22 protein-coding genes are annotated in these 25,306 nt (G+C 36.4%); 4 read left to right on the forward strand and 18 right to left on the reverse strand.

The features are described 5' to 3' along the window. Positions 1–185 precede the first annotated feature (185 nt). The 5 genes from clpP to Bho11B_RS04980 form a co-directional block, all read right to left on the reverse strand. Positions 186–818, reverse strand: a complete 633-nt coding sequence (gene clpP / locus Bho11B_RS04960; RefSeq protein WP_035007350.1) for an ATP-dependent Clp endopeptidase proteolytic subunit ClpP — start codon at positions 816–818, stop codon at positions 186–188. A 143-nt stretch (positions 819–961) separates the two neighbouring features. Beyond that, positions 962–1,768, reverse strand: coding sequence for a hypothetical protein (locus tag Bho11B_RS04965; RefSeq protein ID WP_078673806.1), 807 nt, complete (start codon positions 1,766–1,768; stop codon positions 962–964). A gap of 10 nt (positions 1,769–1,778) precedes the next feature. Continuing rightward, positions 1,779–3,155: a Trk system potassium transporter TrkA gene (trkA, locus tag Bho11B_RS04970; protein ID WP_078673807.1), complete on the reverse strand. Its 1,377-nt coding sequence runs from the start codon at positions 3,153–3,155 to the stop codon at positions 1,779–1,781. A 3-nt stretch (positions 3,156–3,158) separates the two neighbouring features. Then, on the reverse strand, positions 3,159–4,517 hold the full coding sequence (locus Bho11B_RS04975) for a sigma-54 dependent transcriptional regulator (RefSeq protein WP_078673808.1): 1,359 nt from the start codon (positions 4,515–4,517) through the stop codon (positions 3,159–3,161). A gap of 2 nt (positions 4,518–4,519) precedes the next feature. Then, positions 4,520–6,784 carry a PAS domain-containing sensor histidine kinase gene (locus tag Bho11B_RS04980; RefSeq protein WP_035007343.1) on the reverse strand — a complete coding sequence of 755 codons (2,265 nt, stop codon included), beginning with the start codon at positions 6,782–6,784 and terminating at the stop codon, positions 4,520–4,522. A gap of 171 nt (positions 6,785–6,955) precedes the next feature. Here Bho11B_RS04980 and rirA point away from each other — a divergent pair, with 171 nt between their 5' ends. Genes rirA through Bho11B_RS04995 form a run of 3 tightly spaced genes read left to right on the forward strand, consistent with a single transcriptional unit; the run spans position 6,956 to position 9,116 of the window. Then, positions 6,956–7,411 carry an iron-responsive transcriptional regulator RirA gene (gene rirA / locus Bho11B_RS04985; protein WP_078673809.1) on the forward strand — a complete coding sequence of 152 codons (456 nt, stop codon included), beginning with the start codon at positions 6,956–6,958 and terminating at the stop codon, positions 7,409–7,411. Between the two features lie 26 nt (positions 7,412–7,437). Beyond that, positions 7,438–8,631, forward strand: coding sequence for a bifunctional 2-C-methyl-D-erythritol 4-phosphate cytidylyltransferase/2-C-methyl-D-erythritol 2,4-cyclodiphosphate synthase (locus Bho11B_RS04990; RefSeq protein ID WP_078673810.1), 1,194 nt, complete (start codon positions 7,438–7,440; stop codon positions 8,629–8,631). After that, positions 8,628–9,116: a CinA family protein gene (locus tag Bho11B_RS04995; protein WP_035007339.1), complete on the forward strand. Its 489-nt coding sequence runs from the start codon at positions 8,628–8,630 to the stop codon at positions 9,114–9,116. The genes Bho11B_RS04990 and Bho11B_RS04995 overlap by 4 nt, the downstream gene beginning before the upstream one ends. A gap of 15 nt (positions 9,117–9,131) precedes the next feature. On the opposite strand, the gene Bho11B_RS05000 is transcribed toward Bho11B_RS04995, so the two are convergent. The 13 genes from Bho11B_RS05000 to tpiA form a co-directional block, all read right to left on the reverse strand. Continuing rightward, positions 9,132–9,593, reverse strand: coding sequence for a type II toxin-antitoxin system RatA family toxin (locus Bho11B_RS05000; protein WP_078673811.1), 462 nt, complete (start codon positions 9,591–9,593; stop codon positions 9,132–9,134). Positions 9,594–9,601: 8 nt separating this feature from the next. Beyond that, positions 9,602–10,558 carry a lipoyl synthase gene (lipA, locus tag Bho11B_RS05005; RefSeq protein WP_035007334.1) on the reverse strand — a complete coding sequence of 319 codons (957 nt, stop codon included), beginning with the start codon at positions 10,556–10,558 and terminating at the stop codon, positions 9,602–9,604. A 74-nt stretch (positions 10,559–10,632) separates the two neighbouring features. Then, positions 10,633–12,093 carry a dihydrolipoyl dehydrogenase gene (gene lpdA / locus Bho11B_RS05010; protein ID WP_078673812.1) on the reverse strand — a complete coding sequence of 487 codons (1,461 nt, stop codon included), beginning with the start codon at positions 12,091–12,093 and terminating at the stop codon, positions 10,633–10,635. Positions 12,094–12,300: 207 nt separating this feature from the next. Then, a complete protein-coding gene (locus Bho11B_RS05015) occupies positions 12,301–13,623 on the reverse strand; it encodes a pyruvate dehydrogenase complex dihydrolipoamide acetyltransferase (RefSeq protein ID WP_078673813.1) in 1,323 nt (440 codons plus the stop codon). 14 nt (positions 13,624–13,637) lie between these two features. Continuing rightward, on the reverse strand, positions 13,638–14,993 hold the full coding sequence (locus tag Bho11B_RS05020; protein WP_078674154.1) for a pyruvate dehydrogenase complex E1 component subunit beta: 1,356 nt from the start codon (positions 14,991–14,993) through the stop codon (positions 13,638–13,640). 16 nt (positions 14,994–15,009) lie between these two features. Further along, positions 15,010–16,050 carry a pyruvate dehydrogenase (acetyl-transferring) E1 component subunit alpha gene (gene pdhA / locus Bho11B_RS05025; protein ID WP_035007327.1) on the reverse strand — a complete coding sequence of 347 codons (1,041 nt, stop codon included), beginning with the start codon at positions 16,048–16,050 and terminating at the stop codon, positions 15,010–15,012. Between the two features lie 111 nt (positions 16,051–16,161). After that, positions 16,162–16,503 carry a septum formation initiator family protein gene (locus Bho11B_RS05030; protein ID WP_035007325.1) on the reverse strand — a complete coding sequence of 114 codons (342 nt, stop codon included), beginning with the start codon at positions 16,501–16,503 and terminating at the stop codon, positions 16,162–16,164. A gap of 126 nt (positions 16,504–16,629) precedes the next feature. Further along, positions 16,630–17,034, reverse strand: coding sequence for a TM2 domain-containing protein (locus tag Bho11B_RS05035; RefSeq protein ID WP_035007323.1), 405 nt, complete (start codon positions 17,032–17,034; stop codon positions 16,630–16,632). Between the two features lie 111 nt (positions 17,035–17,145). Continuing rightward, positions 17,146–18,414: a phosphopyruvate hydratase gene (gene eno / locus Bho11B_RS05040; RefSeq protein ID WP_078673814.1), complete on the reverse strand. Its 1,269-nt coding sequence runs from the start codon at positions 18,412–18,414 to the stop codon at positions 17,146–17,148. Positions 18,415–18,489: 75 nt separating this feature from the next. Beyond that, positions 18,490–19,332, reverse strand: coding sequence for a 3-deoxy-8-phosphooctulonate synthase (gene kdsA, locus Bho11B_RS05045; RefSeq protein WP_078673815.1), 843 nt, complete (start codon positions 19,330–19,332; stop codon positions 18,490–18,492). Between the two features lie 35 nt (positions 19,333–19,367). Further along, positions 19,368–20,996, reverse strand: a complete 1,629-nt coding sequence (locus Bho11B_RS05050) for a CTP synthase (RefSeq protein WP_078673816.1) — start codon at positions 20,994–20,996, stop codon at positions 19,368–19,370. A gap of 142 nt (positions 20,997–21,138) precedes the next feature. Next, positions 21,139–21,579, reverse strand: coding sequence for a preprotein translocase subunit SecG (gene secG / locus Bho11B_RS05055; RefSeq protein ID WP_035007318.1), 441 nt, complete (start codon positions 21,577–21,579; stop codon positions 21,139–21,141). Positions 21,580–21,659: 80 nt separating this feature from the next. Beyond that, the gene (gene tpiA / locus Bho11B_RS05060) at positions 21,660–22,424 is read right to left on the reverse strand and encodes a triose-phosphate isomerase (protein ID WP_035007315.1); all 765 of its coding nucleotides are present in this window, start codon (positions 22,422–22,424) and stop codon (positions 21,660–21,662) included. A 154-nt stretch (positions 22,425–22,578) separates the two neighbouring features. Between tpiA and Bho11B_RS05065 the strand changes: the two genes are divergently transcribed. Then, complete coding sequence (locus Bho11B_RS05065) at positions 22,579–24,468, forward strand: peptidylprolyl isomerase (protein ID WP_078673817.1); 1,890 nt, start codon at positions 22,579–22,581, stop codon at positions 24,466–24,468. The last annotated feature ends 838 nt before the right edge of the window (positions 24,469–25,306 follow it).

The following is a 25,306-nucleotide window of genomic DNA, read 5'->3' on the forward strand; positions in this document are numbered from 1 at the left end:
TTCACTGCGATATATGAATATTTTATCTATTTAAAGATAATTTTTCTTAACTACAATTAAAAACATACATAATATCTTTAGGTAATTTTCTTTATTATTTTTACGAGATCGTATTTTTAAAAATAGCTATTTTAATGGCAATTCTTATACGCTTCACAAATTAACTGCCTTTTCTATAAAAACTCTTAATCTTTTTCTTCTTTTTCAGTTTCTGCACGATATTGTATAACATCATCAATCAAACCAAACTGTTTAGATTCTTCTGCTGTCATAAAATGATCGCGATCAAGAGTATTTTCAATCACCTCATAACTCTGCCCTGTATGTTGAACATAAATTTCATTCAAACGCCGTTTCATCTTTATAATATCTTGCGCATGCCGTTCAATATCTGAAGCTTGTCCTTGAAAACCACCAGAAGGTTGATGCACCATGATACGTGCATTCGGTAAGGCAAAACGGCGACCTGTTGCCCCAGCTGTCAAAAGTAATGATCCCATAGATGCAGCTTGTCCCATACACAAAGTAGAAACAGAAGGACGAATAAATTGCATAGTATCATAAATCGCCATACCGGATGTCACAACGCCACCTGGAGAATTGATATAAAGATTAATTTCTTTTTTAGGATTCTCGGCCTCTAAAAAAAGCAACTGTGCACAAACAAGCATTGCCATATTATCTTCAACAGGACCATTAATAAAAATAATCCGTTCCTTTAAAAGACGAGAAAAAATATCATAAGCTCGCTCACCACGATTAGTTTGTTCAACAACCATAGGAACTAAACTTAAGACTTTTTTTACTGGATCACTCATATCTTCACTTCCATTAATAACTAAGAATTGGCATTTACATTTTTAACAGCCTATCCATAGGCCAACAATGCTCTCTGACGCAAGTCACAATCAATTATGCTTCAGTAAGATTAAAATATTAATAGTTAAAATGATAATAATACCTACTCAAATAAACTCTGAGCACCAGAAATACGTGATACTGCCCAATGGTAAAAGCTTCCTTCTTGAGGTTTCTGAATTGTTTTTTCCTTTCTGTGAATATGAAATCCTATAAAGTTTGGATCTCTCATTGGTTCAACACCAAAAGCTGGATCAAAAATTCTTTCAGCTTTTCGTCCTGTCCAATAATAAAAAGTTTTTTTCTCCTTTGCTTCTTGAAAAAAACCATTCTTTTTCGCTAACCGTGAAATACCATCATTACCAAATATAGTAATTCCAATCCTTCCCGGTAAAACCGGCAATTTCCTTCTTCTCAGCAAAAATGGCATCCAAACACGACGTTTAAAACCTAACCAATGAGGAATAATCTCTACACCCGCCAAATAATCTTCAAATGCTTTTATAATAGGGTTATCAGGTGGTAAATAAAGTGCAGAGACTCCTACTCTTGCAGCGTTTTCTTTTGCTAACCAAACCTGACCTACTTCTGGATGGAACTGTTTAACAAGATAAACATCCGTATCTAACCAAACTCCTTTCTCATATTTCATTAACATAATGCAAAAAAGATCTGAAAATTGAACAATTGTACGACAAGGTTCATAATCAGGAAAATTGGGATCAAGACGATAAAATACTGAATGAGGCAAAATTGACTCGGCTTCATGCAATTCAACACCAACAGGTATATTCTCCACTTTTTCATAGCTGAAAAGCTTAACACGCTGACCAACCTTAACCATTGATGACAAACACAACCAATCAACTAGTCTCAATTGTTTTCCATACCAAAAAGTACAAATATCCATAAATAATCTATCAAAAATATTCCAAGCTTACACGAAATAATTGTTCAACATCACGCACACTATCAGCAAGAGCGAAAATTACTACCCGATCACCAGGCAAAATACGTGTATCTCCTGAAAGCTGTATGACTGTCTCATCACGATAAATAGCGCTAATTCTCAAACCCTCTGGTAAATTAAGCTCTCTCAACGGTTTACCAACTAATAAAGATGTTTGCATTGCTTCAGCTTCAATAATTTCCGCAGCACCATTAAAAACAGAATGCACAGCGCGAATACGTCCACGACGCATTCGTTGTAAAATTTTTGATACAGTTACACTTCGAGGATTAAAATATGCATCCACACCAACCGCACGACTAAATTCTTGATAAGCCACATTATTAATCAACACCATGTTGGCCTTGCATCCTAATCTTTTAGCTATAATAGCGCTCAAGAGATTCACCTGGTCTTGATTGGTCAACGTAATCATTAAATCAGCTTGACCAATGCCAGCTTCTTGAAGAATAACTGGATCTAAAACATTACCATATAAAACAGTTGTTTTTTCTAGTTGGTCAGCAATAGTTAGTGCTCTTTCTTTATCTATTTCTATAATCTTCAACTTTATTTTATGTAATCGCTTTTCAATAGCTTGAGCCACATAAAGACCAATATGACCACCACCTACAATAATGATACGATGTGCTTCTTGTTCTTTATGACCAAAAAGTCTAAGTGCACGGCGCACTTGATCACGAGCTGAAACAAGATAAATGATATCACCAACGCGTAATTGTGTATCTGAACACGCGATTAATAATTCTGAACCACGTTTAATAGCAGTAACGGTTGTTTGTAAATCAGGAAAAAGCTCTGTTAGTTGCTGTAAAGGCGTATTAATAACCAGACAGTCCTCCATACATTCTAAAGCTAACGCAACAACAGCATCATTACAAAAATAAAGAACATCTATAGCTCCAAGCAAAGTAATACGACGCAAAACCATTTCCCCAACTTCAACTTCTGGAGAAATAACCACATCAATAGGAATATTCTCTCTTGCAAAAAGATTCTTATAACGTGGTTCTAAATATGATTGTGAGCGAATACGGGCTATCTTAGTTGGAATATTAAATAATGAATGTGCTACTTGACAGGCTACCATATTGACTTCATCAAATAAAGTCACCGCAATCAACATATCAGCCTCATCAGCACCTGCTGCCAAAAGAACTTCAGGCCTTGAACCATGACCAATGATACATCTAACATCTAATGTATCACGAATTTTTTCAATTAATTTTGCTTCGGTATCAACAACAATAACATCATGATTCTCTGCAGCAAGACGTTCTGCTATCCCATAACCAACCTGCCCTGCTCCACAAATAATAACATGCATAACTTATGAAACTCCAAGCACCTTAAGCTTACGATGCAAAGCTGAGCGCTCCATACCTATAAATTCAGCAGTACGTGATATATTTCCGCCTAAACGCTCAATCTGTGTCATCAAATACCTTTTTTCAAATAACTCTCGTGCTTCACGTAGTGGTAAATCCATTATATTTTTATCTGTATCCATTTGAATATGGAGGATAGAATCATTAACTTCAGCAGGAAGTAATTCTTTTGTTATTGGTCCATCATCGTCACGCACAAGAATCAATAAGCGTTCAATATTGTTGCGTAACTGACGCACATTACCCGGCCAAGTATGCGTTTGCAAAATAGTTATAACATCATTACTAATTTCACGAGGTTTAATACCAACTTGCTGCGATATCTTTTTAACAAAATGATGTACAAGTTCTGGGATATCTTCACGGCGTGCAGAAAGCGGTGGAACAACAATAGGAACAATCGAAAGTCGATGAAATAAGTCTTCTCTAAATTGTCCATTAGCAATGAGACGCTCAAGATTTTGCGCTGTAGAAGAAATGACACGAACATCTACTTTTACACGTTTCGTGCCACCAACTCTTTCAAATGTCTGATTCGTTAATACCTGAAGAAACTTATTTTGAATTTCACGCGGCATATCAGCAACTTCATCAATATACAAGACTCCGCCATGCGCTTCTTCTAATGCACCAATCTTGCGCTCCTCTCTTTCCAATTCACTACCAAATAATTCTATTTCCATTCTTTCAGCAGTAATTGTTGAAGCATTTATTGTAATAAACGGGCCATTAGAACGCGCTGAAAGTGCATGAATAGAGCGAGCGACCATCTCTTTTCCTGAACCAGAAGGACCAACAATCATAACCCGACTGTTGGTGGGAGCTACTTTTTCTATGACTTGGCGCAAATGCTTCATAACATTAGATGTTCCAAGTAATTCCGGTGTTTCAATTGACCGCTCTCGTAATTCTGAAAGCTCACGCTTTAATTGTGAATTTTCAAGAGTCCGCTCTGCAACTAATAGGAGTCGGCTAGCTTTAAAAGGTTTTTCAATGAAATCATATGCTCCCCGTTTTATAGCAGAAACAGCTGTTTCAATATTACCATGACCAGAAATCATAATCACCGGAATAGAAGGATATTGAACTTTGATTTCATCCAACAACGCTAAACCATCAAGACGACTTCCTTGTAACCAAATATCTAAAAAAATTAACTTTGGAACACGTTCACTAATTTGTGTTAATGCTTCATCAGAGTTACATGCAACACGCGTTTCATAACCTTCATCATCCAAAATACCAGCAACAAGTTCACGAATATCCGCTTCATCATCAACAATTAAGATATCTGATACCATCTTTACTCACCTATCTCATGATTTGTGCTCTGTGTAACGCTTTTATACTCTGTTTTATCGACTGGAAATACCATGCGAATCATTGCACCACGGCCTTCATAAAAATTTTCTAACGCATCATGCAATTCCATGTAACCACCATGATCTTCAATGACTTTACGTACAATGGCTAACCCCAGCCCTGTGCCCTTCTCCCGCGTTGTTATATAAGGTTCTAATAATTTATGTCTTTGCTCTTTAGGAAATCCTTTACCGTTATCAATAATCTCAACAACTAAACACTCTTCTTGACGATAAGAGCGTATCAGAATATGACCGCAAACACTTTTTTCTCGCGCCACAGCATCAATTGCTTCACTCGCATTTTTGATAACATTGCCAAAAGCCTGAACAATAAGACGATTATCAAACGCACCTATCAGCGGTACATTTCCTAAATCTTTCTCAAAATGAATATCATGACGAGTAACTTCTATCAAGAAACAGGCTTCATGCAATAATTCCCGTATATCTAAAATACGCATTTGCGGTTTCGGCATACGTGCAAAAGAAGAAAATTCATCGACCATACGCCCAATATCTCCCACCTGCCGAATAATCGTATCAATACACTGATCAAAAACTTCTCGATCCTGTGTGATAATTTTGTTATAACGTCTACGAATACGCTCAGCTGATAACTGAATAGGTGTAAGGGGATTTTTAATTTCATGCGCAATACGGCGGGCAATATCTGCCCATGCTGATGAGCGCTGCGCTTCTACAAGATCTGTAATATCATCGATTGTTAACACCCATGACTGTTCCTGTCCATCATTTTCTTCCATTGTCATTTGCACATTACAAACACGCTCTTGTCCTGCAACTTTTAAAGTCACTTGCTCACGATAATTCTTACGCCCTAATGAACAAGCAAGCTTAAAAACCTGTCCAATTTCAGAACTTAACGATACAAGATTACACCCAATAACTTGCTCAGAACGAATACCAAACATTGTTTCAATAGACCGATTAATAATTGTAATATTGCCATTAACATCAATCCCAGCCACTCCTGCTGTTACACCAGATAAAACAGCTTCAGAAAATCGTCGTCTCTCATCAATTTGATCACGAACTGCAATCAGTTCATTACGCCGGCTTTTAAGCTCACTAACCATATAATTAAAAGTCTTTGACAACTGTCCAATATCCCCATCTCTTGCACGTACTGGTACAAAAACTTCCATATTGCCAGAAGCAACATCATCAGCTGCGCTAATAAGAAGCCGGATAGGACACACCAAACGATCAGCAACAGCGATACCAGTCCAAATAGCGGACAGGAATAAACTTAAAAAAAGGCATAAATAAAGCATCCCAAATGCAATTTGGGTCGGTAGCCGATTTTCATTCAAATCACGATAACGGTCTGTATTAACCTCTGTCAAACGCAAGGCAGACAAAACACTTCGATCAACATCACGCACCAAATACAAAAATGTATTTGAAATATTGTTAAATTTCAAAATAATACCAAAATAATCATGAACTCCTGGCTGAAAAGAGAAAGGCCTTGCACTGGTTGCTTGACCAATGAGATAAGGTGGTGGAATAGGGAGCTGTTCCTCATCACCAAGATCACTTGATGCAAAAATAGTTCCATCTGAGCTTAATAAAAAAACACCCCGAAGATTACGCCCTACAGCATGACGTGTCAATTGCATTCGATATTCAGCTGGATTACGTGCCAAAAGTCTTTTATCATCCAGTGCTAATGCCATAGCATAGGATAAATTCTTTAAATTTTGAAGCATTTCATCTGCATAAGCATTTGCTAAATCAATAGAAGAACCTACAATTTGTCGAGTCGTCGTATCAAACCATCGATCAAGACCTAGATTAAGAGCAGGACCAGATACAAGAGCAACGGCAACAGCTGGCAATGTCGCAACAAGCGCAAACAAAGAAATAAGCCGTACATGAAGACGCGAACCAGCACGCCTTAATCTCCAAGCATGAATAATGGGAATTACCTCATACAAGACAATGACTATAAGTCCCAAAATCCAAATACTATTAATAGCTATAAAAAATAATGTTACAGCCCTATTGGGAACAATAGGCGTTAATCCAATAAGAATAATAAATGAGATAGAAGCAGTCAGCAAAGCTAATACAATAATTGTAACACCCAAGAACGTATACACACTGTTCAAACGCCGGGACTCATCTTTAGAGATATTTTGATCTATACCTTTGGGATTCGTTACGAATGTTGTATTCATAATTACCTTACAATACTTTCTTTACTGCTCTCATATAAATCCTTATGTCAAAAATTGACAATACTATGATTTAAAATATAACTAATCTAAAATTAAGAAAGAGCTTCCACATTTTTCATAGTCACTTTAAAAGTGGTTATATTATTCAGGGGATATTTCATAGGATTTGCAATGCGATTAACCAAACAAACAAATTATGCACTCCGGATGCTCATGTATTGTGCCTCTAATCAAGAAGCACTAAGCCGTATTCCTGAAATTGCCAACACATATGCTGTTTCTGAACTTTTTTTATTCAAAATCCTTCAATCATTAGTCGAAGCAGGCTTTATGAAAACAGTAAGAGGACGTAATGGCGGTGTTAAATTAGCCAAACCTGCAACAGAGATTTCAGTAGCTGATGTTATTAAGATAACAGAAGATAACTTTTCCATGGCAGAATGCTTCGATAATCAATCAAGTAATTGTCCACTAATAAATTTCTGTGGTTTAAATATTGTATTGAAAAAGGCTTTAGACTCTTTTTTTGATGTATTATCATTAACATCCATTGCTGATTTACAATTATTATCCTCTCAACCTCAATTTAAAATTGATAAAGGAAAAAGCAAACAACTCACTAATTAAAATGAAATTTCAAAAGGAAACTCGATATTTCTATTGCAGCCATAATATTAGCTGCCGGGCGCAGCAAAAGAGTAGGATCTTCACAAAATGGCCCTAAACAATACCGGATTTTAGGACAAAAACCGGTTATTTATCATACTATAAATTGTTTTTTACAACACTCCTCTATTACAACTATCGTTTTGGTTATCCATCCAGATGATCGTCAAATATGTGAAAACGCTATAGCTGATTTGAAAGAGCACCTCATCATTGTTGAAGGGGGTGATACACGCCAAATATCCACTTTACATGGACTAAACGCACTCAAAAATATCAAACCAGAATATATTCATATTCATGATGGTGCACGTCCCTTTGTAGAAAAAAAGCTTCTTGAACAAATACATACTATTGTTAATCATCGAGAAGGTGTACTCCCCATCATTCCTATCTCAGATACCCTTAAACGTTTAAGTAACACAGGCCATGTTTTAGATACAATCCCACGAACAAATCTTTATACTGCACAGACGCCACAATGTTTTCCATTTGAACTCATTTTAGCAGCTCATGAAAAAGCAAGACAATCTAACCAACAAAATTTTACTGATGATTCAGCAATCGCTGAATGGTTTGGAATCCCTATGCGAACGGTTCCTGGAAATCCGAATAATATAAAAATTACGTGGCCAGAAGATTTTGAAACTGCCTATTCATATTTACAAAAGAGGACGCAAATGTTCCCTGATATCCGTACTGGACATGGTTATGATGTCCATGCTTTCGAAAAAGGTGATTATCTCACTTTGTGTGGCATAAAAATCCCTTTTAAACAGAAATTAAGTGGACATTCTGATGCTGATGTTGCTCTTCATGCTTTAACAGATGCTCTTTTAGCAACTCAAGGAGCAGGAGATATCGGAACGCATTTTCCTCCTTCTGATTCTCAATGGAAAAATGTATCATCAGAAGTTTTTCTACGTTATGCCATTAATATAATTAAGCAAGCAGATGGCCGTATTGCTAATGTGGATATTACTTTGATTGCTGAAGAACCTAAAATTAATCCTTATCGTCATATAATGACAGAAAACCTTAGCAACATACTCAAACTTTCAACTAATCGCATCTCTATTAAAGCAACAACCAATGAAAAGCTTGGTTTCATTGGTCGTGCAGAAGGCATTGCAGCTCTTGCAGTTACTACAGTTATTTATCCGGGAGAAACTCCACGATGACATACCTTTGTGAAACACTGGCGAAGACTGTCCTTAAAGCTTGTCGTGAAAGAAATTTGCTCCTAACCACTGTAGAATCTTGCACAGGAGGGCTTATTGCTGCAAATCTTACCAGCATTGCAGGATCATCAGATGTATTTGACTGTGGATTTATTGTTTATTCAAATGAATCTAAAATTAATCTTGTTGGCGTGTGCCCTGAACTTATTAAAACATATAAATCGGTCTCAAAAGAAGTTGCTATTGCAATGGCTGAAGGTGGACTGAAATACTCACGAGCTTCAATTTCAGTTGCTGTAACAGGCATTGCTGGACCTGGAGGAGCATATTTAAATAAACCAGTAGGACTTGTCCATTGTGCAACAGCTTATAAAAATCACGCAACTATGCATCAAGAAATGCGTTTTGAGAATTCTGATCGCAATATTATTCGCCATAAAACTGTTGAAAATGCTTTAAATCTTATTCTTAGATATTTCTCATAGCTCTCCACTGAAAAATCATACTGTTGAAAAACCATAAATTTGATGTGCGCGTTTTTCAAAAGCATCAGTAAATTTATGAAAAGCAATACTAAACATTGATCCTACAGCCAACCCAAGCATTTTGCTCTTAAACTCATAATCAATAAAAAATTCTATATCACATGCATTTGTATTTTTAAGATCATGAAAAACCCAACGATTTTCAAGGTATTTGAATGGACCATCAATATATTTAACTTCAATAAGATTTTCTTTAGGATGAAGAAACACCTGAGTTGTAAAAGTTTCTCGAAACATCTTATAACCAACTGTCATATCAGCAAGAAGCAAAGTCTTCTCTTCACATTCCTTCCGAGAACGTATAATTAAAGATTCACACATTGGTAAAAATTCAGGATAACACTCAATATCGGCAACAAGCTCAAACATTTCATGAGCAGTATAGGCAACTTGCCGATGTGTTGTAAAAGTCGGCATAATTATCTCTATTGGGAAAATTTTTCAGCACGTGCTTTTTGCAAAGCTTTAAAATCATCTCCTGCATGATGAGATGAACGTGTCAAAGGATTAGACGCCATATGTAAAAAACCCTTTACTTTACCAATTTTGGCAAAAGACTCAAACTCTTCAGGGGTTAAAAAACGAATAATAGGATGATGTTTTCGTGTAGGCTGCAAATATTGCCCAATTGTCATAAAATCAACATCCGCAGAACGCAAATCATCCATCAGTTGAAGAACTTCATTCCGCTCTTCCCCAAGACCAACCATAATTCCTGATTTTGTGAAGATTGTTGGATCAAGTTCTTTAACGCGTTGTAATAACCGAATCGAATGAAAATAACGTGCTCCTGGACGGACCTTTAAATATTTTGATGGCACTGTTTCTAAATTATGATTGAAAACATCAGGCTTAGCAGCAACAACAATTTCCAATGCACCATCCTTATTCCGAAAATCAGGCGTCAATACTTCAATTGTCGTCGTTGGAGCTTTCTGACGAATGGCATAAATAACTTTAGCAAAATGCTGTGCACCACCATCAGAAAGATCATCACGATCAACAGATGTAATAACGACATGCTTTAACTCCATTTGCACAACAGCATCTGCTATGCGCTCGGGCTCATTATCATCAACTGCAAATGGAATACCTGTCGCAACATTGCAAAAAGCACAAGCTCGCGTACATATTTCACCTAAAATCATAAAGCTGGCATGTCGTTTACTCCAACATTCGCCAATATTTGGACAGCCTGCTTCCTCACACACGGTAACCAATTTATTGGTACGCACCACATTATGTGTTTCCTTATATATTGGTGATACTGGTGCTTTTACACGAATCCAACTCGGTTTTTTCTGAATACTTGTATCGGGAAGATGCGCCTTTTCAGGATGCCGCATACGTCTACTCGTAACTTTATCAAGCACCGTAACCATTCAAGACCTCTGTCTTTTAGATATAAAACGTTGATGAAAAATCACATAATCTAAATTTGCATGTAACCTAATCATTAAGCATTTAAAACCTGATCATAAGCATCCAATACACTCTCTTTCATCATTTCTGATAATGTTGGATGTGGAAAAACAGTGTGCATTAATTCTTCTTCTGTTGTTTCAAGATTCATAGCAATAACAAAACCTTGAATGAGCTCTGTCACTTCTGACCCTACCATATGCGCACCAAGAAGCTGTCCTGTTTTTTTATCAAAAATAGTTTTAACTAATCCTTGATCTTCTCCTAAAGCAATTGCCTTACCATTCGCTGAGAAAGAGTAACGTCCAACGCGTATATCATAACCTGCTTCTTTTGCTGCCATTTCTGAAAATCCTACAGAAGCAACTTGCGGCGTACAATATGTGCATCCTGGAATTTTTGTTTTATCCAGCGGATGAGCATTCTTTAAACCAGCAATATGTTCAATACATATTACACCTTCCTCTTCTGCCTTATGAGCCAACATAGGAGGACCAGCAACATCACCAATAGCGTAAATTCCTTTCACTCCTGTCCAACTCCATTCATCAGTAACAATGCATCCACGATCAGTTTTGATACCTAATGCCTCCAATCCAAGATTTTCAATATTACCTTGCACCCCAACAGCTGAAATCAATCGATCAACCATTATTGTTTCTATCTTATCCTTCACATTAATACGCGTTGTAACAAAATCAGCAGCTTTTTCAACTTTAATTACTTTTGCCTCAGTAAGAATACGTATGCCCTTTTTCTCTAGCTGTTTACGAGCGAATGTTGAAATTTCAATATCTTCAACTGGCATAATTTGAGGCATCATTTCAACAACAGTTACCTCAGTTCCCATATCATGGTAAAAAGAAGCAAATTCAATACCTATCGCTCCAGATCCAATCACCAAAAGAGACTTTGGTATAGCAGGAGGAACCATAGCTTCAAAATAAGTCCAAATGAGTTTTCCATCTGGTTTAATATCAGGAAGAACACGAGGACGCGCACCAGTAGCGATAATTACATGCCTTGCTTGATAAGCTCCTTCCCCTAATATTCCTTTAGGAATTGGATTTTGTGGCTGCATAACTTCTTTGGATGATGCAGAAACCATAATTTCTGCAGGTTGATTACCGTTAGCTGCCTTCGTTAGTTTCGCTTCTCCCCAAATAATATCAATTTTGTTCTTTTTCAATAAAAACCCAACACCAGTATTTAAACGGGCTGAAATCCCACGAGAACGCGCTACAACACCTTTAATATCAACTTCTATTGAACCATTAAGCTTTAATCCATAGTCTTTTGCATGTTCAGCAAAATGTTTCATTTCTGCTGAACGCAAGAGTGCCTTTGTTGGTATACATCCCCAATTTAAACAGATTCCACCTAAATGCTCACGTTCAACAATTGCAGTCTTAAAACCACATTGTGCCGCACGAATCGCGGTTACATATCCACCTGGTCCTGAACCAATCACAATTACATCATAAAGACCCGCCACAATAATCCCTCCATGGATATATGCAAAAATGGATGTATTATCCAAACTTTAGACCAAAAATAAATAAGCTTCTTCCCTGTATACTGCTCCGAGTACTATAGAAAAAGCTATATGAAGTCAAAAGAGGTTATAAACCATCATTAAACTATTGAGATCTGCTATTTCCATCACATTCTCTCTACTCTTAAGTGCAATATTTAAAAATAATTAAATTAACATTGTTAATGGATTTTCAATTATCTTCTTAAAAGTCTGAGCAACTCCTGCCGCTAATGCTCCATCAATAGCACGATGATCAACTGAAAGAGTAACTGACATAACTGTTGCTATCGCTAATGCTTCATCCTTAATAATAGCACGCTTCTCACCTGAACCAATTGCAAAAATCGTTGCATGCGGCGGATTAATAATAGCAGAAAAATTCTTTATGCCATACATCCCCATATTTGATACAGCTGTTGTCCCTCCTTGGTATTCTTCCATTCTCAATTTACGTTCACGAGCACGCGTTGCAAGATCTTTCATTTCATTAGAAATAATTGACAAAGATTTTTCTTCTGCACAGCGAATAATTGGTACCATTAATCCATTCGGAACAGAAACAGCAACACCAACATCACAGTGTTTGTGATGCAGCATTCCATCCTCAAGCCATGATACATTAGCATCAGGTATAGCTTTTAAAGAAAGTGCTACAGCTTTAATAATCATATCATTGACGGATAACTTATAAGCAGGTTTAATACCTTCTTGTATCTCAACTATTGGAGCTACAGCATTTAATTGCGTACGTAATTCCAATAATGCATCTAATTCACAATCTACAGTTACATAAAAATGCGGTACCATCTGCTTTGATGCAACTAAACGCTTAGCAATTGTTTTACGCATATTATCATGGGGCGCAAATGTATATTCACTTTCTTTAAACAGTTGCAAAGTCTGTCTATCAGAAGTACCTGAAATTATTGACTGATCGATGTGCAATGCATGGGAACTTGCAATACCATTATTCAGAGCTTTTTCCACATCACGCTTAATGATACGCTTATGAGGACCAGTACCAGAAATAAGCGATAAATTAATCCCTGCCTGAGCTGCCAGTCGTCTTGCTAAAGGAGACGCAAAAAGACCTCTATTATCTCCATTCTGTTTTGCTAATTTCTGGTTTGTTGATGAATGAGCAGCTTGTACACTTGCTGCTTCCATAGATTGTTTAACAACTTGTTCTTTCATCTCAACAGAAGAAGATTCTTCTACAATTTTTGCAGCTTCAGATAAATCCTCTCCCTCTTCTGCTAAAATGACAATCAAACTATTAACTTTAACACCCTGTGTTCCAGCAGGTATAACAATTTTAGCAACCGTTCCTTCATCAATAGCTTCTACTTCCATAGTCGCTTTATCTGTCTCAATTTCAGCAATAACATCACCACATGCAACCTTATCACCTTCTTTGATATTCCATTTTGATAAATTTCCTTCTTCCATTGTAGGAGAAAGCGCAGGCATCGTAATCTTAATAGGCATAGTGCTCTCCTTAATTATGCTTTATAAGTTACAGCCTTAACGGCTTCGACAATTTCAGCAACACTTGGTAAAGCTAATTTTTCAAGATTTGCTGCATAAGGCATAGGAACATCTTTTCCAGCAATTGTAGCAATTGGTGCATCAAGATAATCAAAAGCCTGTTGCATAACACGCGTTGCTATTTCAGTGCCAACAGATGACTGAGGATACCCTTCTTCAATTGTTACCAGACGACCTGTATTTTTAACTGAAGCAATAATTGTTGGTAAATCCATTGGACGAATAGTTCGTAAATCAATTAATTCAGCGTCAATGCCAAGCTTTTCAATTTCTGGCAATGCTTGGACTGCATAATGCATTCCAATTCCAAAAGAAACAATTGTTACATCCTTACCAGGCTTATGGATTCGCGCTTTGCCAATAGGTAAAACAAAATCATCTATCTTTGGAACTTCAAACTGATGACCATAAAGAATTTCATTCTCTAAGAAAATAACAGGGTTATCATCACGAATAGCAGCTTTAAGCAAACCCTTGGCATCTGCTGCATTATAAGGCATAACAACCTTAAGGCCCGGCACATGACTATACCATGCCGCATAACACTGCGAATGTTGAGCACCAACGCGTGCAGCAGCACCATTAGGACCACGAAAAACCATAGGAGTGGACATTTGTCCACCAGACATATAACGAGTTTTTGCTGCTGAATTGATAATTTGATCTATCGCCTGCATAGCAAAGTTAAATGTCATAAACTCAACAATAGGACGTAAGCCTCCAAATGCAGCACCAACACCCAACCCTGCAAAACCGTGCTCTGTAATAGGTGTATCAATAACTCGGCGTGCCCCAAATTCTTCTAATAAACCTTGACTAACTTTATAGGCCCCCTGATATTGCGCTACTTCCTCCCCCATTAAGAAAACTGTCTCATCGCGCCGCATTTCCTCAGCCATAGCTTGATTAAGCGCCTCACGCACTGTCATCATAATCATTTCCGTATTTACAGGAATATCAGGATCAGAAGCAATTATAGGAATAGGTTGTACAGGAATTGATAGCATAGTAGCAGCGTCTCCTCCTTGTGATTTTTTTAAAGTTTGTGAAATATTTTCAACACTTTCACCTTCTTCCAATAATACTGCAATAACAGTATTAACTTTCACATTTTCAGTACCTTCAGGTACAAAAATTCTTCCAACAATACCCTCATCAATAGCTTCCACCTCCATTGTTGCTTTATCTGTTTCAATTTCAGCGATAACATCACCGGAGCTAACTTTATCACCTTCTTTTTTAAGCCATTTAGATAACTTACCTTCTTCCATTGTTGGCGAAAGTGCCGGCATTAAAATATCAATGGGCATACTTGCTTCCCCTGCTTTAAACTAGAATATCAGTATAGAGCTCAGAAGAATCTGGCTCTAGATCATTTTGTGCAAAATCCGCTGCATCTGCTACAATCGCACGTACTTCTTTATCAATAAATTTTAAATCATCCTCGCTTGCCCAACCTTGTTTAATCAGCCGATTTTTTACTTGATTAATCGGATCGTGCTCAGACTTTATTTTCTCTACCTCTTCTTTTGACCTATATTTCGCCGGATCAGACATAGAATGACCACGATAGCGATAAGTTTGCATATCAAGAATAATTGGTCCTTTACCCGAACGTGCCCAAACAATTGCTTCGTCAGCAGCTTTTTTCACTGCACGAACATCCATACCATCAACAGCAATGCCTGGAATATCAAAAGAAAGACCTCGGCGAGAAAAATCAGTCTCTGCAGATGCGCGCGAGACAGATGTCCCCATAGCATACTGATTATTCTCAATAATATAAATGACAGGAAGTTTCCAAAGTGCAGCCATGTTAAAACTCTCATAAACCTGCCCTTGATTTGCAGCCCCATCACCAAAATAAACTAATGTCACATTATCTTTACCAAGATACTGATTCGAAAATGCGAGACCTGAGCCAATTGGAACCTGCGCACCAACAATACCATGTCCCCCATAAAAATTTTTTTCCTTAGAAAACATATGCATCGAGCCACCTTTTCCTTTAGAAAAACCACCTTGACGCCCCGTTAATTCTGCCATCACACCACGTGGACTCATACCAGCTGCTAACATATGACCATGATCACGATAAGATGTAATAATTTGATCACCTGCTTTTGTTGCTTTTAATGTACCAGTAATAACAGCTTCTTGTCCGATATAAAGGTGACAAAAGCCACCAATCAAACCCATACCATACAATTGTCCCGCTTTTTCCTCAAAACGCCGAATCAAAAGCATTTCACGATAAGCATCAATTTCTTCTTCTTTGGTGAAATTAGCTATCTGTGCCGTTTTAGTAGTATCTGATGATCCAGCATACACTGTCGACATAGAACTTTTTTTAGCCCGTCCTGCCATACTTAAACTCCCTTCAATGATTATTAGAAATAACCTCTACGAATAAAAGTTACAAGTATTATAAATCAATTCAAACTATACTATAGTAATTGTTTAAAATATCTCTTTAGCTTAATTAACTTCTAATTCATTCAGATCAGAAGGAGAAATTAAAATTGTTAGCTCATTCGGCTTGGAAAAGTTTAAATTTTTCCGAACATACTCATCGAGCATATCCTTCTCAATATGGCCATCACGTAAAAGAGAAATACGCTTTTCAATAGATATCCGCTCAGCTTTTACTTGATGAAGTTCTTCTTGCAACTCAATAATATGTTGATTAATCTTGCTACGTGAATAAAGTCCATATTTCCCATGATAAATATGATAACTAAAATAACCTAACACCCCCACTGTTATGAGCGGTAATATAAAGCGCGCTTTTATTGATCTCTGTTTTTGTTTTGTCCACATACAGCACAGTCTTTTTTAAGATTTATTTTAACTATGCATTATTTTAATTAACACCTCATTACCAAAACAATCATACACAAGTAGTTTATTACCTTCTTTAAACTATCTTAGCGCAATAAAGACCTGCTAATACGTAATTTTATTCCCGTTTTTATCAGTAAAGTTTCCCGATAAAATAAAGATAAAATCAATAATTGCCCAAACCGTAGTAACGACTAATCCTACAACTGATAAAGAAAGAACAAGCATTACAATACCAGTCCCAATTTTACCAACTATAAAACGGTGAATACCAAACATACCAGTAAACCAACAAATAAGTGCAAGCATCAATTTTAATTGTTTTGTTTCTTTTTTTAAAATCGGAAATACAGACTTAGCAACCCCATCTTCACATACAAAATCAAGATAATCACCAATTTGTGGTGAATTTTTTCCTAACCAATCCCAAGTCGCAAATTGATAACGCTTGCCATCATCACCTGATACAAGATAAATGCCCTGATCTTGGCTAATAACTATACCTCTCACTCTTACCTCTCAAAAAACTCAGTATATTAAAATGCTGTCTATAAATGCTTAAGTTTGTCATTGTAAATTATATTTAACATACAATGTTTTCCATCTTTCTGCTAAAAACCATTAATGATAAAAATTACCTGCATAACGAGCCTGTTTTCCTAACATTTCTTCAATACGAATAAGTTGATTATATTTCGCTAATCTATCCGAACGTGCCAATGAGCCCGTCTTAATTTGTCCACAGTTAGTCGCAACCGCAAGATCCGCAATCAGAGAATCTTCTGTCTCACCTGAACGATGGGAAATAACAGCACGATAACCTGCTTTATGGGCTATTTCTATAGCACCAAGAGTTTCACTTAAAGTCCCAATCTGATTCAGTTTAATAAGAATAGAATTCGCTGCACCCATTTTTATACCATTGCGTAAACGTGCTGAATTTGTGACAAACAGATCATCACCAACCAACTGACATTTTTTACCAATCGAACCAGTTAGTAACTTCCAACCCTCCCAGTCATCTTCGGCCATCCCATCTTCAATTGTAATAATAGGATAAGTATCAACAAGTTGAGTCAAATATTTTATCTGTTCTTGTGTATTACGATATTTATTCTCACCTTCGTAAAAATATGAACCATTTTTATAAAACTCTGTTGAAGCACAATCTAAACCAATAGCAATTTCTTTACCTGGTTTATATCCACACGATATTATAGAATCTAAAATAAAATCAATTACTTGACTAGCATCCCTAAGATTAGGTGCGAAGCCACCCTCATCACCAACATTGGTATTATAGCCCGCATTTTGCAAATGTTTTTTTAACGTATGAAAAATTTCAGCACCATAACGAACTGCTTCCTTCAATGTAGGAGCCCCGATTGGAATAATCATAAACTCTTGAAAATCGATCGGATTATCAGCATGAACACCCCCGTTCATAATATTCATCATTGGAGTAGGAAGAACATGCGCTTGCGTACCACCAATATAACGATACAAGGGTAAGTTTAATGATTCTGCCGCAGCTTTTGCAACTGCCAATGAAACACCAAGAATAGCATTAGCACCAAGACGAGATTTATTAGGTGTTCCATCCAAATCAATCATTGTTTGATCAATTTCTCTTTGGTTTCTTGCATCTTTTCCGATAAGAACCTCAAAAATTTCACCATTAACTGCAGCAACAGCGTTTTTAACACCTTTACCTTGATAACGCAAACCACCATCACGAAGTTCTACAGCTTCATGCGCACCTTTCGATGCGCCTGAAGGAACAATAGCACGACCAAAAGCTCCATCTTCTAAATGAACATCAACTTCTACAGTCGGATTACCACGACTATCAAGAACTTCACGCCCAATAATACCTGTAATTATAGTCATATGAAATCCCTCATCCAGCAAAAATCCTTATTAATTTTATTCACAAACAACATAGTGCTAAAATACTTCCTATACTCAATATTGAATTTGTTTTTTTGCTAAACGATCAAAATCTATCAAAATTTCAAGTAATCTGTATAAATTATCAATTTTGATCATATTCAAACCATCAGACGGCGCATTATCCGGATCTTGATGCGTTTCCAAAAAAATACCAGCAACTCCAATAGAAACAGCAGCACGTGCTAATACTTCAACAAACTCACGTTGTCCACCAGATGAACTCCCTTGACCACCTGGCTCCTGCACAGAATGCGTAGCATCAAAAATAACAGGAGCACCGAATGAACGCATAATTGGTAATGAACGCATATCAGATACTAAACGATTATAACCAAATGAAGTACCTCGCTCACAAAGCATAACGTTAGGATTACCACTTTTTGTCACTTTCTCTAAGACATTTTCCATATCCCAAGGAGCTAAAAATTGTCCCTTTTTAATATTAATAACACGCCCTGTTCTAGCTGCTGCAACTAAAAGATCTGTTTGACGACATAAAAAAGCTGGTATTTGCAAAACATCTACAACTGAAGCAACGGCCATACATTGCTCTTCTGTATGCACATCAGTCAGAACTGGACATCCAAATTCCTTCTTAAGATCAGAAAAAATAACTATTGCTTTTTCAAGACCAATACCACGTGTCGCACTTAAAGATGTTCTATTGGCTTTATCGTAACTAGATTTATAAACAAAACCAATACCAAACTGATCAACAATTGTTTTAATCCGCCCCGCCATTTCAAAAGCATGATCTCGACTCTCCATCTGACAAGGACCTGCAATTAAAGAAAGTGGTGCTTCATTTGAAAAAACAACATTTCCAACTTTAACAGTAATGTTTGATTTAAACATTTTATTCCTCGAAAGTAAGCAAATAAATTTATGAACTACCCTAACTTACTTTGCTTCACAGTAGCTTTGATAAAAGAAGAAAAAAGTGGATGAGGATCAAATGGACGCGACTTTAATTCTGGATGATATTGAACACCGATAAACCACGGATGATCTATATATTCTACTGTTTCTGGCAACATACCATCTGACGACATGCCAGAAAAAATCAACCCACATTGTTCTAGCCTATCTTTATAATGAATATTCACCTCATAACGGTGACGATGCCGCTCATAAATCTTTGTGGTACCATAAATTCCCGAAATATGGCTACCTTTTTTTAATTCAGCCACAAAAGAACCAAGACGCATTGTGCCGCCAAGATTTCCAAATTCAGTGCGCTTTTCAAAAACATCTCCCTTAAACCATTCAGTCATTAAACCGACAACTGTATCATTTGTTTTGCAAAATTCACTTGATGAAGCATTTTTAATATTTGCGACATTGCGTGCAACCTCAATACAAGCTAATTGCATACCCAAACAAATACCTAAAAAGGGAATCTTATTTTCTCTTGCAAATCGAATCGCTTCGATTTTACCTTCTGCACCACGCGCACCAAAAGCTCCAGGAACTAAAATCCCGTGAACCTTTTTTAAATAAGACGTAGGATCTTCTTTCTCAAAAAGCTCTGCTTCAATCCACTCAATATTAACCCTTACTTTATTTGCTACTCCACCATGCACAATCGCTTCGATAAGAGATTTATAAGCATCTTTCAAACCAGTATATTTTCCAACAATTGCAATCGTAACTTCTCCTTCAGGATGATGAATCCGATATGTAATATCTTTCCAACAATCCATATCCGGTTCAGGAGCACAATCAATTCCAAAAGCAGAGAGGACTTGCAAATCTAAGCCTTCTTTATGATACGCTATAGGCACATCATAAATTGTTGGAACATCTAATGCCTGAATAACTGCACTTGGACGAACATTACAAAAAAGCGATAACTTGTGCCGTTCTGCCTCTGGAATAGAGCGATCTGTACGCACTAAAAGAATATCAGGAACAATACCAATTGCTCGCAGCTCTTTAACAGAGTGTTGTGTCGGCTTTGTCTTTAATTCTCCTGCTGAAGAAATATAGGGCATTAATGTGAGATGCATATAAATAGCACTTTGCTTTGGCAATTCATTATGCAATTGACGAATTGCTTCAAGAAAAGGCATAGCTTCAATATCACCAACGGTTCCACCTATTTCACACAAGATAAAATCAAATTCTTCATTCCCTGTAGTAATGAATGTCTTAATTTCATCTGTCACATGTGGAATAACCTGAACAGTTGCTCCTAAATAATCACCACGCCGTTCTCGTTCAATGATATTGCGATAAATACGCCCCGTCGTAATATTATCTTGGCTATTTGTAGAATACCCAGTAAAACGCTCATAATGGCCAAGATCAAGATCTGCTTCTGTACCATCATCAGTGACAAATACTTCACCATGTTGATAAGGCGACATTGTTCCTGGATCAACATTCAAATAAGGATCAAGCTTTCGGATCCGCACGTGATAACCACGAGCGCGAAGTAATGCAGCCAAAGCTGCCGCTGCAATGCCCTTTCCAAGAGAAGAAACCACACCACCAGTAATAAAAATATAACGTGCCATGGGATTATGATGATAAATAATTCATAATGATTTTTCCAGCAAAAAATGAAAAAAAATAATCTCTCTTTCATAAAACAAAAATGTAGAAAAACCATATTCCATAATGATCTATACCAACTCTACATAAAACTATTTAGGCTTATTATTTAGAAATCGGATTACCTACTGGTGGAGGAAGTGGATCTTCATTTTCAGGTATAGCTAAGCCATTTTGTTGTTGAGAAGATGCAGGACCACTGCCCAATTGATCAATAATAGAAGGCTGAGCTTCACCCTCAACTGATGGCGCACTCCCTGATTCATTCTCTTTTGTTGAATTTTGTCCTGAATTAACTGGAATACGATTGAGAATATCAGAACTAGAATTTGATAAGTTTCCAATCACAATAAGTCCAATTGATGTCATGAAAAAACAAGCCGCTAAAATAGTTGTCAAGCGCGTCAATGCACTTTTGGCACCACGCGTACTCATAAAGCTTGAGCCACCACCTCCAAGCCCACCGCCTTCTGAAGGCTGAAGTAACACAACACCAATCAAAGCAATAACAACCAAAAAATGAATAACAATGAGTACTGTTTGCATAAATTCTGCTCTTTAATAATTACTCACAACTACCTACACACAAATTAAGTATAATCCAAGGGGTAATTATGATTTTCTCCTTATAATCTACGATAAACATCGCAAATATTTAAAAAATCAACTGCTTTTAGGCTTGCTCCACCGATCAAAGCACCATTAACGTGGGGAATACTCAAAAGCTCAAATGCATTAGATGGCGTTACTGATCCACCATAAAGCAGGCGTATTTTACACCCCTCATCACCAAAGCGAAAACTAATCTTCTCACGAATAAAACTGTGGATCTTCTCAACATCTGTCAAAGCAGGAACTTTTCCTGTGCCTATAGCCCATACCGGCTCATAAGCAATAACTATATTCTCTCCTGTTGAATCATCTGGCAAAGAATCCTCAAGTTGCTGTATGAGGACATCAAATACCTTACCACCTTCACGCTCCTCCAACGTCTCACCAATACAAACAAGAGGAACAAGATCTTCTCGCCATGCAGCTTTTACTTTAGCACAAACAATAGCATCATTTTCATGATAGGCTATACGACGTTCTGAATGTCCAATAATAACATAACTCGCTCCGGCCTCTTTAAGCATAAATGCCGAAACATCTCCGGTATAAGGGCCACTGCTGTTAAAATGGCAGTTTTGCCCTCCTAAAAGAAGCTTTTCATCATGTAATATTTCAGAAGCACGTGACAAAAGTGTGGCTGGAATACAAATAAGTGCTTCAAACAAACGACCCAAATCAGAGCTAACACCAGCAGCAATAGCGCGCAGCTCTCCAAGAGATTCGCCTGTTCCATTCATTTTCCAATTTCCAGCAACCAAAGGTCGAAGATCCGAAGCCATATTTTCACCTCAAAGGCTATCTTAATATTTTTTTTGCTTTAAGTATCAAATTATACAACGAAAGCAAGTCTTTAAGCTTGCATCTTCTTCATCTTTATTGCAAATTCTATCATTGCTGATAATCAATATACCCAATTATAGGATTAATTGAATAATGCTTAAAACCATGAGAAACTCTGTAAATTCTTGGGTTGCTAAGATTTTTCTTAGCACTTTGCTTTTGTGCTTTATCCTTCTATGGGGTGTACCACAATTACATACAACGAATAAAAATGAGCTTCTTACTTCCGGAAAATCCACAATAACTGTTGATACTTATCATCTCGCACTTGCTGACCAAAGTTTACGTTTAGCCCTTACTTCTAATCTTAGACGAATGTTTACACCAGATGAAATACAGAGATATAAAATTCCCTTTTTTGTTCTCAATCAGTTGCAACAGGATGTGCTTTTTGATGAACAAGCGCGTAAAATGAAAATTAATCTTTCAAAAGATATGATAGCCCGTATCATTGGTAATGACGATATTTTTCAGTATAACAGAGTTTTTAATCGCGATTTATTTCTCAACTATCTTCAACAATTACAGACTAACGAAAATAATTTCTTAAAATACTATACAAAAAAAGAAAAACGTAATCAGCTTATTTCAGCTTCATTAGCTGGTATGAGAGCGCCCGATATTTTTTATAAAGCACTTGCTACTTATCACGAAGAAAAACGTATCGCTGATTATCTTGTTATAGACCTAAAAAAAGAGAAAAAAATTGCTGATCCTAATCCAGAGATATTAGAAAAATGGTTTGATACTCACAAGAATAAATTTCGTGCTCCAGAATATCGTACTGTCTCTTTATTCTCTATAACATCAGAAGAATTTTTAAAACCACAAAACATATCAGTAAATGAAATACAGACTTATTATACTCAAAATACCTCGCGTTTTATTACTCCTGAAAAACGTATAATTGAAGAACTTCGTTTTTCTACACGTGAAGCCGCTGATAATGCAGCAAAAAAAATAGCAGAGGGCTTAAGTTTTGATGCTTTAGTTAAAGAAGAGAAAAAAAACCTCAGTGATATAACGAGGGGGCCTCTAGCAGAAAATGAGCTTCCTAATCATTTAGCATCTGAGATTTTTGAACTCAAAAAAGGAGAAATTAGTGCTGTCATTAATGATCTGCAAGGTCCTGTCATTATTCGCGTTGTACATATTACACCCTCAACTCAAATTCCCCTTCAAAAGGTAGAAAACGATATTCGTCAAACGCTTGCCCAAAACTATGCTGTAACTCATCTGCGCAATAAGTATACAGAAATTGAAAATGCTCGTTTTAAAGGTGCTTCTCTTACAGAGTTAGCAAAACAATATAAATTGCCTCACCGCAAAATTACTATTGATAAAACGGGAAAAACAACTGAAGGAATCATACTCACAGACCTACCTCAAAAAGAGGTTTTATTAAATGCTATTTATCAATCACATGAAGGTATTGATGTGGATCCTCTTTCTCTTCCAGAAGGAGGATATCTCTGGTATCAAGTTGATACGATTATCCCTGCCCGTGATAGAACACTTTCAGAAGTAAAACAAAATGCCATTGTCCAATGGAAAGAAGAAGAAATCCAACGTCTTCTTGATGAAAAAGCCCAAGATATCCTCAAACAACTCGCTAAAGGAAAAAGTCTTGATGCTCTTGCAACTGAGCTTGGTATCATAAAACAAACAACTCCAGCTCTCCGGCGCCAAGATCCATCACAAATCTTCGGCGTTGAAGGAGTTAAAGCACTTTTTTATGGTACCAAAGATCATTACGGCGTAGTAAAAGGTGTAAATGCGACAAATCGTATTGTTTATAAAATAACGACATCAATCGTACCTGAAGATATTACAGCTCATACTCTTTCGTCTGATATACGTACTAATATAGATACAATGATAAGAGAAGATTTAAAATTAGAAATGTTACAGGCTGCAAACAAAGAATATCCTATAAAAATTAACAGTTCTAATTACACTCGGATTTTCAGTAATTTTCAATAAAGTACTAAAATTATAATTTTTTCTTGTCTAAATAAAAATACATATTTACCTACCCTAATGGGTACATGTATCGTAGACTATTAATATAATAATAAATCAGTCTGTTTTTATATGAAAGAACTTTAACAAAACCTTCATTATCCTTGTAATGAATAATTTCTGAATATAAAGAATAATAACAACTAGCTAAAAAAATATTATAACTACTGCAACTTCTATTATATTTTAACCCTTTTTGTTCTTTTTTAGTTTTCTCGGATAACTTCCTGATAAATGAATTAGAGCTATATTAGTGTATTTCAAATGAAAAACTAGTCCAGAAAATTTTACTTTAAAGAGCTTATGCTAAATAAACGATCATAAAAATTACCATTATATCAAACAATTAGGTATCAATCCTTAAAGAAAATTCTGTAGCCAAACTGAATATATCGAGTTGAAAAATGCAGATCTTCTTTGCCTCTATAATTATCCGCAAATGAAATTTACTATTGAAATTTACTATCAAATGAAATAACAGGGTCTTTTTCAGGAATGATCATAATTTTGCTAAACAACTACCAATCACGCACTATTATTAATCACGTCTCCCTAAAAATAATCAATACTACGAGCTTGTCTAAACATGAGACATTGTTAAGTATCGGAAATTAAGATTCAATAAAAAGATAACTTGTTACTAAAATTTATCCCCCTATTCAAAAAAACATTTATGTGATTTACCTCGTAATGGTGCTATTTTTACTGAGGCTTGCACAAAATATCATCTTGAAATAGATTATAAGCTATAAATGTACTCGTATAAAGCCCACTTATGTTGCAAACAAGCAGAAGCTAT

The sequence above is a fragment of the Bartonella sp. 11B genome (genome assembly GCF_002022625.1).
Lineage (GTDB): Bacteria > Pseudomonadota > Alphaproteobacteria > Rhizobiales > Rhizobiaceae > Bartonella > Bartonella rochalimae.